At 61.1% G+C, this 12,658-nt stretch carries 13 protein-coding genes; 6 read left to right on the top strand and 7 right to left on the bottom strand.

The window, feature by feature from the left end:
• Positions 1–2: 2 nt before the first annotated feature.
• A complete protein-coding gene (locus HU773_RS17840; RefSeq protein WP_057441649.1) occupies positions 3–773 on the bottom strand; it encodes a fumarylacetoacetate hydrolase family protein in 771 nt (256 codons plus the stop codon).
• The gene (locus tag HU773_RS17835; protein ID WP_057441647.1) at positions 770–1,435 is read right to left on the bottom strand and encodes a fumarylacetoacetate hydrolase family protein; all 666 of its coding nucleotides are present in this window, start codon (positions 1,433–1,435) and stop codon (positions 770–772) included. The genes HU773_RS17840 and HU773_RS17835 overlap by 4 nt, the downstream gene beginning before the upstream one ends.
• 127 nt (positions 1,436–1,562) lie before the next feature.
• Between HU773_RS17835 and hpaA the strand changes: the two genes are divergently transcribed.
• Entirely contained in the window at positions 1,563–2,456 is an 894-nt protein-coding gene (gene hpaA, locus HU773_RS17830) for a 4-hydroxyphenylacetate catabolism regulatory protein HpaA (protein ID WP_057441645.1), read from the top strand.
• Here hpaA and HU773_RS17825 read toward each other — a convergent pair whose 3' ends face one another.
• Positions 2,457–3,713 (bottom strand): OprD family porin, encoded by a 1,257-nt coding sequence (locus tag HU773_RS17825; protein ID WP_186625952.1) that lies wholly within the window; start codon positions 3,711–3,713, stop codon positions 2,457–2,459.
• Between the two features lie 213 nt (positions 3,714–3,926).
• Between HU773_RS17825 and hpaR the strand changes: the two genes are divergently transcribed.
• Positions 3,927–4,349, top strand: a complete 423-nt coding sequence (gene hpaR / locus HU773_RS17820) for a homoprotocatechuate degradation operon regulator HpaR (protein WP_057441641.1) — start codon at positions 3,927–3,929, stop codon at positions 4,347–4,349.
• Positions 4,350–4,401: 52 nt separating this feature from the next.
• Positions 4,402–5,412 (top strand): GlxA family transcriptional regulator, encoded by a 1,011-nt coding sequence (locus HU773_RS17815; RefSeq protein WP_081044276.1) that lies wholly within the window; start codon positions 4,402–4,404, stop codon positions 5,410–5,412.
• A gap of 11 nt (positions 5,413–5,423) precedes the next feature.
• On the opposite strand, the gene HU773_RS17810 is transcribed toward HU773_RS17815, so the two are convergent.
• A complete protein-coding gene (locus HU773_RS17810; protein ID WP_057960118.1) occupies positions 5,424–6,662 on the bottom strand; it encodes a methionine gamma-lyase in 1,239 nt (412 codons plus the stop codon).
• A 123-nt stretch (positions 6,663–6,785) separates the two neighbouring features.
• Between HU773_RS17810 and HU773_RS17805 the strand changes: the two genes are divergently transcribed.
• Positions 6,786–7,256: an Lrp/AsnC family transcriptional regulator gene (locus tag HU773_RS17805; protein WP_032863716.1), complete on the top strand. Its 471-nt coding sequence runs from the start codon at positions 6,786–6,788 to the stop codon at positions 7,254–7,256.
• 160 nt (positions 7,257–7,416) lie between these two features.
• Positions 7,417–8,259 carry a M10 family metallopeptidase C-terminal domain-containing protein gene (locus tag HU773_RS17800; RefSeq protein WP_186625951.1) on the top strand — a complete coding sequence of 281 codons (843 nt, stop codon included), beginning with the start codon at positions 7,417–7,419 and terminating at the stop codon, positions 8,257–8,259.
• A gap of 3 nt (positions 8,260–8,262) precedes the next feature.
• Here the strand turns inward: HU773_RS17800 and pmrG are convergent, their stop codons facing one another.
• Positions 8,263–8,922 (bottom strand): lipopolysaccharide core heptose(II)-phosphate phosphatase PmrG, encoded by a 660-nt coding sequence (gene pmrG, locus HU773_RS17795; protein WP_225923798.1) that lies wholly within the window; start codon positions 8,920–8,922, stop codon positions 8,263–8,265.
• 283 nt (positions 8,923–9,205) lie between these two features.
• Between pmrG and HU773_RS17790 the strand changes: the two genes are divergently transcribed.
• Entirely contained in the window at positions 9,206–10,669 is a 1,464-nt protein-coding gene (locus tag HU773_RS17790; protein ID WP_186625949.1) for a hypothetical protein, read from the top strand.
• Positions 10,670–10,708: 39 nt separating this feature from the next.
• On the opposite strand, the gene HU773_RS17785 is transcribed toward HU773_RS17790, so the two are convergent.
• Together HU773_RS17785 and HU773_RS17780 are read right to left on the bottom strand one after the other, a co-directional pair.
• Positions 10,709–11,791: an SMP-30/gluconolactonase/LRE family protein gene (locus tag HU773_RS17785; protein ID WP_186625948.1), complete on the bottom strand. Its 1,083-nt coding sequence runs from the start codon at positions 11,789–11,791 to the stop codon at positions 10,709–10,711.
• Positions 11,788–12,474 carry a sterol desaturase family protein gene (locus HU773_RS17780; protein WP_186625947.1) on the bottom strand — a complete coding sequence of 229 codons (687 nt, stop codon included), beginning with the start codon at positions 12,472–12,474 and terminating at the stop codon, positions 11,788–11,790. Before HU773_RS17780 ends, HU773_RS17785 begins: the two co-directional genes overlap by 4 nt.
• Between the last annotated feature and the right edge of the window lie 184 nt (positions 12,475–12,658).

Raw genomic sequence — 12,658 nt, 5'->3', positions numbered from 1 at the left:
GTTCAAGCCTCTTTCCGGGCGGCGAAAAAGTCCGCCTCGCTGACAATTCGGTTGACCAGGCGGCCGACGCCTTGCACTTCCACCACCACTTCATCCCCTGGCACTACATCGGCCAGGCCTTCGGGGGTGCCGGTGGCGATCATGTCGCCGGGTTGCAGGGTCATGAAGCTGGACAGGTATTCGATCAGGTAGGGGATATCGAAAATCATGTCGCGGGTGCTGCCTTCCTGGCGCAACTCACCGTTGATCCAGGTGCGCAGGGTCAGGTTGCCTGGGTCCGGCACATCGGCCACGTCGACCATCCATGGGCCGACCGGGGTGGTGGCGTCGCGGTTTTTCACGCGCAGGTTGGGGCGGTAGTAGTTTTCCAGGTAGTCGCGGATCGCGTAGTCGTTGCACACGGTGTAGCCGGCCAGGTACTCCAGGGCGTCCTCGCGCTTGACGTTGCGCGCCGGCTTGCCGATCACCGCCACCAGCTCGCACTCGTAGTGCATATAGGCGATGTTGTCCGGGCGCCAGGTGATCTGGTTGTGCCCGGTGTAGGTGCCTGGCGACTTGATAAAGGCCAGCGGCTCGGTCGGCGGGGCGAAGGCCAGCTCGGCGGCATGGTCGGCGTAGTTCAGACCCAGGGCGAACATATTGCCGGTGGCCGGTGGCAGCCACTCGACCTGGTCTTCGGCCAGCAGCCGGCCATCGGCCAGGCGCACAGCGTTATCGGCTTCGACGTGGACCTGATGGACCTGGCCTGCATAGCGGATACGGGCGTGTTTCATGGGTGCTCCTCGGCCTGGATGTGGTTGACCAGGCGGCCCAGGCCGCTGATCTCGACTTCGACGGTGTCGCCGGGCTGCACATCCACCCGGCCTTCAGGCGTGCCGGTGATCAGCACATCGCCCGCATGCAGGGTCATGAACTCGCTGATTTCGGCGATCAAACGGGGGATGTCGCGCACAAAATTGGCCGTGGTGTTCTGCTGGCGCAACTCGCCGTTGACGAACAGCTTGAGGCTCAACTGATGGGGGTTGGCGATCTGCTCGCGGGCCACCAGCTCAGGGCCCAGGGCGCAGAACCCGTCGCGGCACTTGGCTTTGACGGCGGGGCGGTAGTAGCTGTCTTCCGGCAGGCTGAACTCATTGACGATGACGTAGCCCGCCACGTGCTCCAGGGCATTTTCCACGCTGACGCGGCTGGCGCTTTTGCCAATCACCACGCCCAGGGCCGGGCCCGGTTGCAGGCGTTCGCCGTGGGGCTGGAGCACGATGCCGTCATGGCTGTTGCGGGTGTTGGGGGTCTTGATAAACAGCACCGGCTTGACCGGCGGCTTCTGGTACGGCGGCTGCTCGAATTCGGCGAGACGCTGGTTCAGCAAGCCCTGGTAGTTCAGCGCGACGCCGAACAGGGTGCCGCTGGCAACATCATGCAGGGTACGGCTCATGGATTTCTCCTGGCGATGGCGACTGCTCTGGAGGCAGTTCGTTAATGTGTTAACGTTATAATTAATATGTTAACTACCGTCAAGCGTGGCAAAATCATCGGGTGCAAAAAACAATAAAGAGGCGCCTGTGAAACCGATCCCCAACATCAACATCGGCCAGGTCTACGACCAGCGCTACAGCGATGCCGACGTGCATTACGACCGGCTCGGCAACCTGGCGGGGTTTTTCGGGCGCAATATGCCCGTGCATCGGCATGACCGGTTTTTCCAGGTGCATTACGTCAAGAGCGGCGCCGTGCGGGTCTACCTCGACGATCAGCAGTACCTGGAATCCGGACCGATGTTTTTTCTCACGCCGCCCACGGTAGCCCATGCCTTTGTCACCGAAGCCGATGCCGACGGCCATGTCCTGACCGTGCGCCAGCAACTGGTGCGGGCGCTGATTGATGCCGACCCGAGCCTTGCGCCCGGCCCGCAGATACCGCCCGCCTGCGTCGCGCTGGCACGCCTGGCACCCACGTTTGAGCCCGAGATCAAGCGGCTGGAGTGGCTGTTCGACGAGCTGTGCAACGAGGTCAACAGCACGGGCGCCGGGCGGGCGACAGCCCTGGAAAGCCTGACCCGCCTGATCATGATCAGCCTGCTGCGCCTGTGCGCCAATTCCCTGGAAGCGCGCCCGGCGCGCCACGAAGACTTGCGCATCTTCCATCGCTTCAATGAACTGATCGAAGACCACTATTTGCTGCATTGGCCGCTGTCGGCGTACGCCGAGCACATTGGCGTGACCGAGGCGCGGCTCAACGACGTATGCCGGCGTATTGCCGACCTGCCGTCCAAGCGCCTGGTGCTGGAACGGCTGATGCAGGAAGCCCGGCGCCTGCTGCTGTTTACCGGCAGTTCCGCGAATGAAATCTGCTACCAGTTGGGGTTCAAGGACCCGGCCTATTTCAGCCGGTTCTTCCAGCGTTATGCACAGATGACGCCGGGGGAGTACCGCCTGCGTCAATCGGGCCTGCGTTGATCACCACAGCGCCAGGCTGTAGCCGACGATGATGCGGTTTTCGTCGATATCACTGGTCAGGCCGTTGCTCGACCGCAGGGTCGCGTTACGCAGCCTGACGTTGACGTTTTTCAGCGGCCCGCTCTGCACGGTGTAGGTCAGGTCGGTATCGCGCTCCCATTCGCGGCCATTGCGCACGCTGGCGGTCTGCACATGGCTGCCGTCCACATAGCGCGTCATAAAGGTCAGCCCCGGCAGGCCGAGGGCGGCGAAGTTGTAGTCATAGCGCGCTTGCCAGGCATCGGTCTCGGCCTTGGTGAACACATTGATGGTTACCAGGTTGACCGAGTAGGGGTCCATGCCGGGGTAGGCGAAATCGCCATGGCCTGACAGGTTCTGGTAGCCCAGGCCGAACTTGTGCGCCCCTGTCGACAGGCTCAGCATGCCGTTGAAGAACCGGTTGTCGATGCGCCCGCCATCCACCCGCGAAGCGCCGCGCAATTCATGGCTGCCCTGTTCGCGGGTATCGAAGTAGCGCAGGTCGCTGCGCAGGCTCATGCCGTTGCTCAGCGGCAGGTCATGCACCAGGCCGATGAAGTGCTGGCGGTAGATATCCTGCATCTGTGCGTAGTAGTAAGTCGTCGCCAGCTGTGGGGTGATTGCATAGGTGCCGCCGGCCAGGTCCAGGTGGCTGCTGTCGACGCCGGCGTAGCTCATCGCGTCGTTGCTGGAAGAGTCGCGCAGGTTCTGTTTTTCCAGGCGGCCGAGGTTCAGGGTCAGGCCGGCGATGTCCTGGGAGGTGAGCAACTCGCCGGTATAGGTCGAAGGCAGGAGCCGGGTGTCGTTGTAGGCGGCCACCGGCAGTTGCGGCTGCAGGGTGCCGGCCTTGAGCACGGTTTTCGAGACCCGCACCTTGGCCGTCAGGCCCAGTTCACTGTAATTGTCGACGGGCTGCTGGCTGGCGCCATACGGTAGCAGCCCGGTGCCACGGCGGTCGCGGCTGGAGTCGAGCTTGACCCCCAGCTCACCCAGGGCATCCACGCCAAAGCCCACCCGGCCTTCGGTGTAGCCCGACTCCAGGCGCAGCACAAAGCCCTGGGCCCACTCATCGGCCTTGTTCTGCGGCGCGTTGGTTTGGCGAAAGTCGCGGTTCATATAGAAGTTGCGCAGGTCGAGGCTGGCCTTGCTGTCCTGGATAAACTCGGCGTAGGCGCTCAAAGGGCTGAACGTAGCGCACAGGCCGGCGCTGGCCGCCAGGGGAAGGAGGCGCAAATGCATGACAGATTCCTTTTGTTGTTTTTGTAGGTATCGCCCTTCGGATCGCTGAAGGGAGTGGCATATTGTTAACATGTTATATTTATTATGGGTAGACAATTTGCGCTGCTTTAAAATAATTCGTGTCGAGGTTAACGAGTTTGTGTGGCGGCCGGCTTGCATGCCCGTGGAGCCGACCCTAAGCTTCGACGCTTCGATCTCTTTTGTGCGTGAGCCATGTCCACTCCCAGACCTTCCCTGACGCTGACCCTGCTGCAGGCCCGCGAAGCCGCCATGGCGTTTTTCCGGCCGTTGCTCAATGAACACCAATTGACCGAGCAGCAGTGGCGGGTGATTCGGATCCTGCGCCAGCAGGGCGAACTGGAGAGCCATCAGTTGGCGCACCTGGCCTGCATCCTCAAACCGAGCATGACCGGCGTGTTGGCGCGCCTGGAACGCGACGGCATCGTGCGTCGGCGCAAGTCCAGCGAAGACCAGCGCCGGGTGTTCGTGACCCTCACCGAGCAGGGGCAACAGTGCTTCGTCGAGATGAGCGCGGGGATGGAAAGCAACTACCAGAAGATCCAGGAACAGTTCGGCGAAGAGCAATTGCAGCAACTGCTCGACTTGCTCAACCAGTTGAAAAACATCAAGCCCTAAGCTGTTGCCGGCGATGGCGCCTCATACCGCGCCGCACACAGGTTGAACACTCATGGAAAGACGGCAATTCAGCGGCGGGATGAAAGGCAAGAACCTGCGCTACCTGAACGAAACCCCGGGCCAGGCCCAACGCCAGGTGCGTGCAGGGTTTGTGTTGCTGGAACACTTTTCCCTGCCGGCCTTCACCCAGGCGCTGGACACCCTGATCACCGCCAACCTGCTGCGCCCGGGGTTGTTCACTTCACGCACTTTTGGCCTGGACGAGCAGGAGGTGATCAGCGACCTGGGCCTGGTGATTCGCCCGGACGCGCGCCTCGACCACAACGCCCTGGGCGACCTTGATCTGTTGGTGATTTGCGGCGGCTATCGCACCCAGCTCAAGGCCGGTGAAAGCTTTATCGAACTGCTCAAGGCTGCAGCGCAACAGGGTGTGATCCTCGCCGGCCTATGGAACGGCGCGTGGTTTCTGGGCAAGGCCGGGGTGTTGGACGGCTATCGCTGCGCCATTCACCCGGAACATCGCCCGGCCCTGACGGAAATCGCCAAGGCCACCCAGGTCAGCAGCGAGCCCTATGTGATTGATCGCGACCGACTGAGCGCGTCCAGCCCTTCGGGCGCGTTCCATATGGCCCTGGACTGGATCAAGAGCCTGCACGACAAGGCGCTGGTGGAGGGCATTGAAGATATCCTGGCGTTTGAGGAGTCGCGTTACCGGCGGATCAAGCCCGCCGAAAATATCTGCGTGAGTGCGCCGCTGCGCGAGGTGGTGCGCCTGATGGATGCCAACCTCGAAGAACCCCTGGCCCTGGAGCAACTGGCGGTGTATGCCGGGCGCTCGCGGCGCCAGCTGGAGCGCTTGTTCCGCGAGCAGTTGGGCACCACACCGCAGCGCTACTACATGGAGCTGCGCATCACCGAGGCCCGGCGCCTGCTGCAGCACACCGAACTGTCCCAGGTCGAAGTGCTGGTGGCCTGCGGGTTTGTGTCGCCCAGCCACTTCAGCAAATGCTACAGCGCCTACTTTGGCTACCGGCCTTCAAAGGAAACCCGGCTGGTGAAGTAACCCCCCCATTTCTACGCGGAATGCGTCGCCGGTTTGCTCGCCGTTGCGCGCTTGACGCAATGCGCCAGCGCCTGCTCGATATCCGCCAGCAGGTCTGCGATATCCTCCAGCCCCACCGATAAGCGCACCAGTCCTTCGGCAATCCCGTGCTGGGCACGTTCCTCCGGGGTGTAGGTGGAGTGGGTCATGCTGGCCGGGTGCTGGGCCAGGGATTCGGCGTCGCCCAGGCTCACTGCGCGGCTGAACAGCTTGAGCGCGTTCATGAAGCGTTTGCCGGTGGCGATGCCGCCCTTGAGTTCAAAGGCAATCATGCCGCCCGACAGTTTCATCTGACGTGCTGCCAACTCGTATTGCGGGAAGGAGCGCAGGCCGGGGTAGGTCACCGACTCGACTGCCGGGTGGGCCTGCAAGGCCTCGGCCACGGCCTGGGCATTGCTGCAATGGCGATCCATGCGCAGGGCCAGGGTCTTGAGACCGCGCATCAATAGAAAGGCGTCCTGGGGCGACAGTACGGCCCCGGTCAGGTCCTTCAAGCCCTGCAGGCGAATGCGCTGCGCCAGGTCATGGCGGCTGACGGCGATCCCGGCAGTGATATCGCCATGCCCGCTGAGGTACTTGGTGGCCGAATGCACCACCACATCCGCGCCCAGTTCCAGCGGGCGTTGCAGGTACGGGGTGCAGTAGGTGTTATCAACCACCATGGTCACGTTGGCTTGCTGGTGAGCGATCTTGGCCACGGCGGCAATGTCGATCAATTGCAGGTTGGGGTTGGCCGGGGTTTCGCAGTAGATCATGCGGGTCGCGGGGGAGAGTGCGGCACGCAGGGCGTCGAGGTCTGCCAGGTCGACATGGCGCACCTTGATGCCGAATTCACCAATGCCATGGTGCAGCAGGGCGAAAGTACAGCCGTACAGGGTCTGGCTGACGATCACCTCATCGCCGGGGCGTAATAGGGTCCAGAAGGTCGCCGCAATCGCGCCCATGCCGGAACTGAACGCCACTGCGGCCTCGCCGCCCTCCAGGGTGGCCATGCGTGATTCCAGCAGCGCCAGGGTCGGGTTGGAAATGCGCGTGTAGAAGTGCCCGCTTTCTTCACCGGCAAAACACCCTGCGCCGTATTCGGCGGTCGGGAAGGCAAAGGTCGCCGACAGATAGATCGGCGGCACCAGGGCACCGTGGTGGTCTTGCGCATCGTAGCCGTAGTGAATGGCACGGGTAGAAAAGCCGAATGTGTTGTGTTTATTGTGCATGTCGGACACTCCTTATTTCCTACAATGCTATGCTCATAACCGAGGCAGAACGTTGCCTACTTTGCCGAGAAAAGCCTGTGGCGAAGGATGAAATCCCATAAAAATAACAACTTGAGGCAAGACATGCCCAGCAGCCTGGACCGTACCGACAAAGCCCTGCTCAACGCCCTGCAAGGCAACGCTCGCCTGACCGTCGCCGAACTGGCCGAGCGCGTGTCCCTGACCACCTCGCCCTGCTGGCGAAGGGTCAAGAACCTGGAAGACAGCGGCGTGATCAGCGGCTACCAGGCGATCCTCTCGCCCAAAGCCCTGGGCTACGGGGTTACGGCCTTCGTCAGCATCATGATGGATACCCATTCCAAGGAAATCGCCCGGGCGTTTGAACAGCGGTTGCTGGACATCCCGGAAATCGTCGCCTGCCATAACGTGTCCGGCCGCTATGATTTTTTACTGGAAGTGGTGGCCAGGGACCTGGAGTCCTTCGGCGAATTTGCCCGTGAGGTGTTGCAGACATTGCCGTGTGTGAAGGAAATCTACTCGAGCTTTTCCTACAAGTCGGTCAGGCCGTTGCGGGTGATTCCGTTGCCGGGATGACGAGGCACTCGTGGGCATTGCGCAAGGCCGTGGTGCTTTCCTGCCGGCTTAAGAGATAAATCGTATTTCTTGCTCCGCTGTGACCCTTCAAGCCCATACGGTACTGCCGGATGCTAAAGGGCAGGGGGGCGATGTCTGGTTTGTAAGCAATGATAAAGATATGTCCGTGCCCAAAGCCCAGCCTGGTGATGCCGGTCGCCATACGCTCATCCATGAACTGGGCCACGCAATGGGGCTTACGCACCCCGGCAACTACAACGGCATTCTCGATCGTTCGAAGATCGACTCCCATGAAGACTCTCAAAGCCATAGCGTCATGAGCTATCGGGGCGAATGCACGACCTATGCCAATCATGGGGGCTTTCGGGCATCGGCTCCCCAGCTCGACGATATTTACGCTTACCAATCCAAATATGGCGTCAATCACCAGACCCGCAAAGACGACACCACGTATGGCTTCAATTCCAATACCGGTCGTGACTTCCTGAGCGTCAATACCAAGCACGACAAAATGGTCGCCGCCATTTGGGACGGTGGCGGCAATGACACGCTTGACTTCTCGGGCTACAGCCAAGACCAGAAAATCAGTCTTGAAGAGGGTACGTTTTCCGATGTGGATGGCCTAAAAGGCAACGTTTCCATTGCTTATGGCGCCACTATCGAGAATGCCAAGGGTGGGACAGGCAACGATTGGCTGGTGGGCAACGCCGCGAATAACGAACTGCGCGGTGGCGATGGCAACGACTCCAGCGCCACGGCACCGGACCGGATCCAGGACTTTGTCAGCGGCGAGGACAAGGTTGACGTGTCAGGTATCAGGGCGCAGCTGGGTGATAAACCGTTGCAGTTTGTCAGCCGTTTTACCGGGGTGAGCGGTGAAGCCATCGTCGCCTATGACCGACAGTCGAACATGAGCACGTTGCAGATTTCGGGAAAACCCAACCAGCCGGCCTTTGTCCTGGAGGTGCAGGGAGAACTGCAGCGCAGCGATATCGTGAGCTGATCGCTAAAGGTGTCCAAGGACGGTAGGCCAGTCCTGGCTATTCAGTACACCCAGCACCTTGAGCTTGCCATGCGCATTGATTTGAACGAACAGTGAGCTGCCATATTCGGCGCCATCGGCGTGGGGGTAACCCAGCACCCGCTCCAGGTCACCGATGCATTCGCTGTGGGTGACCAGCAACAGGTTGCGCCCAGGGCGTTTGCGTACCGGCAGATCGTGGGCGAGGGCCGTGCCACATAAGGTCAAGCGGTCGGGCAATATCTGGGCATCGCCGAACATGAGTCGTGAGGTTTGCACGGTACGCGTGGTAGGGCTGCTCACCACATCGCTGTGGGACATGCCCAGGGCGTTGAACGCGCTACCCACGGCGACGGCCGAGACACCGCCGGGGCGGCTCAAGCCATCCGCAGGGCCCAGGCAGGGGTTGCCAGAGCGGTCGCAGCGTTCTTCATGGCGTACCAGCACGATCAGGTCGCCACTGCGCCAGGCCGCCAAGGCCCCCGAAGTGACCAGGCGATTGTCGATTCCCAGGTTCGGCGGCGTGGTTGGCCAGAGCATTGCGCCCATCACCACCAGGCACAGGGCGATGAGCGCAACGAAACGCAGCCATAACTGCTTGAAGGTTTTCGCCCGGCCCTCATCCGGGCAATTTATGTCAACCACACTCTTCACCCTGACACCTGAGATACAGCCGTTTGTGTTGCTGGGCAATTTAGGGGGCAGGGCGTGGTCGGCCAGTGAAAGCGATGTGAAAAAATTGCCTGGGTGGCGACGGATAAGTCCCTCGCAACAAGGTCAGTTTCTCCTACAGCACTGATCACATCCTCCTTACATCTATTTGAAAAAATACTGTACAGATATACAGTATTATCCTACAGTCCATCCCAGGTGAACGGATTTCACCGCGCACCGACGCCACAATTTTTTAACTATGGATGGATAAAAAATGAAATCGAAAAAAGCCTTTATGCTGGGCGCGGCCATGGCGGCCTCCTGCTTCGTTTCGGCCTTTGCAATGGCCGAACAATACCCTTCGCAAGCCCCAGCCAAACTGTCCGCCCAGGCAGTCAAGCAAGCGGTCGACCAAGTGCTTAAAGTGGGGGGCAAGGTCCAGTCGTCGAAATTGTCGGTCGAACTCAAGCAAAAACTCAAGGCGGCCAAGGCAGCCAAGCCCAAGGCCCTGGCGAGCAAAGCCGCAGCCAGCGCTGCGCCCTTTGAGGCGGTGATCGGCGAGTTGCAAAAGCCGCAGCAGGATCAACTGCAAGGCGCAGCGATCGCGGCTTTTACCCCACAGTTCCCGACCCTGGATATCAACACTCTGTACACCCTCACCGGGGTAGAGACCGGGGCCGAAATCGCCTATCACTTCAACCTGCCGAAAAACGCTCGCATCCAGGTCCAACTGCTGAACCAGAGCGCCGGTACCGATATGTCGTTGAGCCTGTTCCATGACGATGGTCAGGGCAACCTGACGCTGCTGGGCACCTCTGATAACGCAGATAGCGCTGATGAATACCTCAACGGCGTGATGCCTGCCGGCGATTACTACTGGTACATGGTGGCCAAAGCCGCGAGCAATTCGCAGTTCAGTTTTGGCGTGGCGGTGGACAGCAATATCGACGCCTTCGAGCCCAACGACACCGCGCAAACCGCGTTCGCCCTGCCGGATGCCCTGAACCAGGTGACCGGCAACCTCGACAGCGTCAACGATGTCGATTACTTCGACTTCACCGCGCTGCGCGGCCAGGGGGTGGGCATGTTCCTTGGCGATGACGGCGAGGGCACCCGCGACCAGTGGATCTTCGAGCGCTTCGATGGCAACAATTGGGTGGTGATCCAGCCAAACAACACCTCCACCTACCCCAACCTCACACCTGGCTACACCGTCAAGGTTCGGGTGCGGGCCAACCCGGCAGTGGCGCTCAACCCGCAGGCGCGATACCTCTTGTCTTTTGGCTCGGCGCCGCGACTGAACCAGAGCAATGTGAATGGCGATAACGTGGTGCGTATTCCCAGTTCGATCATGCAACTGGCTACTCAGGCTGCCCGTAGCCTGAGCTGGAGCACCCAATGGTCGGACAGCACCGGTGAGCCGTTGCGGGGTGTGACCCCGGTGCTGCGGGTCGACAAGCGCTTCGATAACACCATCAACTACCACTGGGTCAACTACGAGGCCAAGACCGGTATCACCGGCGCGGCCTCCGGCAATGTCGACCTGGGCACCTGCTCCGGCGATCTCAATGCGGTCTACCCGGACAGCTCGTCCGGCCAGACTTACAACTGGCGGACCTGGTTCAACATGGGCGGTTGGCGCATCGAGCTCAAAGAGTTCCCCGGTGTTGGCGTGGGCGGCAACATCACGCAGTACGTAAGCCTGGGGCATATCTGCAGCCAGACCATCGTGCGCTAACCGAAAACGGCTTGCCGGCGATCGCCGGCAAGTCGGCTTCTACAGCGCCAGTTTCAGTGGCAAGCGGGCCATGCTGGTGTTCTTCAGCGAGCCCAGGTACAGCCAGTCGCCATGCTCGCGCGCCGTGGTCACCGGCGAATAGTTGCCGGCACTGCCATCCTGCAAATTAGCGATCACCTGGCCATGCACGTCCAACCCCAGCACAAAGGCTTTGCGCTCCACGGGCTTGGGCAGCACCAGCAGCGCACGTACCACCATCTTGCGGACCGCCGGGTAACCGGCCAAGCCATCAAGCAGCGGGTTACGTGGTGAATACAGGGCTACCCAGAACCGATCCCGGCCGTTGAAGGTGAGGTTGTCCGGCAACCCTGGCAGGTTGTCGATAAACAGGTCATGGGTGCCCGCCTTGTCGCCCTTGAGCCAATAGCGACTGATGCGATAGGCCCCGGTCTCATTGACCAGCACATAGGCCTCATCCGGCCCCAGCGCCACGCCGTTGGCAAATTGCAGTTGATCGAGCAACACCTCGGTCTGGCCGTTGCTGAAGTCATAGCGCAACAAGCGGCCATCGCCACCATGCTCGATCACCGCCTCACCATCCTGGCCATAGCCCCAGCGGCTCGACGCGTCGCTGAAGTAGGCGTAGCGCCCGGCCGCATCCACCGTCACATCATCGGTAAAGCCGAAGGGCAGGCCATTGGCGCTGGTCGTCAGGCTGGCCAGTTTGCCCTGGTCGTCCAGTGCCAGCAGGCCTTTGATCCCGTCGGCAATGATCAGCCGCCCGTCCGGGTGTTGCGCCAGGCCCAGCGGCCGCCCCCCGGTATGGGCCAGCACCTCCAGGGTCTGGCTGTCGGGTGCGGTGCGGATGATCCGCCCGTCATGCAGGCCGGTGATCAGAAAACCCTCGGCATCCACCAGCAACGCTTCAGGCCCGTCGATGCCCAGGGCACCGATACGCTGGACGTCCTTCAGGCGCTGGTTTTCGCTGTAGGGCCCATCCTTCAGCGAGGGTGCCTTGGGTGGTGTCCAGTTGACCGGTTGCACCTGGGTGGGCATCAGCAGCAGGAAGGCCACGACGACGATCAATACCAGGAGCAGCAAGTGACGGATTTTTTGATTCATGGTGTGTCCCGAGGGGCTTTGGAGGGGGGCGTGACCGGCTCCCAGTGCAACGTGCCGAACAGATAGTCCATCAGCGGCAGCACAATGTTGAAGTTGCGCCCTTGCATCAACTCACGGCGGTGGTGCAACGCGTGGAGCTGGTGCATGTGCCGGATCCACGGCAGGCGTGCCAGGGGATGGTCGGGGGGCAGGTGTTCACAGGCATGGAAGGTTTCGTAGAGCAGGTAACCGAGGATCATACACCCGGCGAACAGCCCCGCCACGTTGGGGTTTAACTGCTTGAGCAGCCACCAGGCGGGGAGGGTGATGGCCAGGCTGTGGAGAACGATCAGCCAGGCGGGAAACAGGATCACCCGCCAGTCCCTGGGGCTGTCATAGGTCATATGGCCAGGGGTGAAAAAACTGTGGTGATCGCCGGTGTGGCGTGCATAGAACAGCTTGGCGACAGCGTGTTTGTGATGGCCCAGGTGGCGGTGGACGAGGTAGATGCACAGGTTGAAGAACACCAGGGTCAGGGGGATGGTCAGCCATTCCCAGGCCTGAATGTGCTGGGTGCTGCCCCAGGCCAGGAGGATGCAGGACAAACCGTAGAGCATTACAAAACCGGCATGCAGCCACGGGTTATAGCGTGGGTGGACAGCGGCACGGTAGCGTTCGCGAAAGGCCTCGGTGGGATGGGTCATGGCGTCGCTCGTTGTATTTTTTGTTGGTGAGTGAGCTTAGTCCGGCCTGAGGATTTTGCGAGCTGAGCTTGCCCCTGTGGGCGCTGGTTTGTCGGGTCGCCACATCGCTGCGATCGCGCCAGTAAGAACACCCCGGGTGTGCGCCTTAACGACCCACGCGAGCATGCCCGCCCCCACAAGGGAT

This window comes from Pseudomonas shahriarae (genome assembly GCF_014268455.2).
Taxonomy (GTDB): Bacteria; Pseudomonadota; Gammaproteobacteria; order Pseudomonadales; family Pseudomonadaceae; genus Aquipseudomonas; species Aquipseudomonas shahriarae.
The sequence above is the reverse complement of the archived record's forward strand: the minus strand, read 5'-3'. Positions and strand labels throughout refer to the sequence as shown.

What these genes read in the sequence shown, in the direction of transcription:
- hpaR (WP_057441641.1), top strand. Translation starts at nt 3,927, where the DNA reads ATGTCCACTCCCAGACCTTCCCTGACGCTGACCCTGCTGCAGGCCCGC.
- HU773_RS17840 (WP_057441649.1), bottom strand. Translation starts at nt 773, where the DNA reads ATGAAACACGCCCGTATCCGCTATGCAGGCCAGGTCCATCAGGTCCAC.
- HU773_RS17800 (WP_186625951.1), top strand. Translation starts at nt 7,417, where the DNA reads ATGTCCGTGCCCAAAGCCCAGCCTGGTGATGCCGGTCGCCATACGCTC.
- HU773_RS17780 (WP_186625947.1), bottom strand. Translation starts at nt 12,474, where the DNA reads ATGACCCATCCCACCGAGGCCTTTCGCGAACGCTACCGTGCCGCTGTC.
- HU773_RS17815 (WP_081044276.1), top strand. Translation starts at nt 4,402, where the DNA reads ATGGAAAGACGGCAATTCAGCGGCGGGATGAAAGGCAAGAACCTGCGC.
- HU773_RS17835 (WP_057441647.1), bottom strand. Translation starts at nt 1,435, where the DNA reads ATGAGCCGTACCCTGCATGATGTTGCCAGCGGCACCCTGTTCGGCGTC.
- HU773_RS17790 (WP_186625949.1), top strand. Translation starts at nt 9,206, where the DNA reads ATGAAATCGAAAAAAGCCTTTATGCTGGGCGCGGCCATGGCGGCCTCC.
- HU773_RS17810 (WP_057960118.1), bottom strand. Translation starts at nt 6,662, where the DNA reads ATGCACAATAAACACAACACATTCGGCTTTTCTACCCGTGCCATTCAC.
- HU773_RS17805 (WP_032863716.1), top strand. Translation starts at nt 6,786, where the DNA reads ATGCCCAGCAGCCTGGACCGTACCGACAAAGCCCTGCTCAACGCCCTG.
- HU773_RS17785 (WP_186625948.1), bottom strand. Translation starts at nt 11,791, where the DNA reads ATGAATCAAAAAATCCGTCACTTGCTGCTCCTGGTATTGATCGTCGTC.
- HU773_RS17825 (WP_186625952.1), bottom strand. Translation starts at nt 3,713, where the DNA reads ATGCATTTGCGCCTCCTTCCCCTGGCGGCCAGCGCCGGCCTGTGCGCT.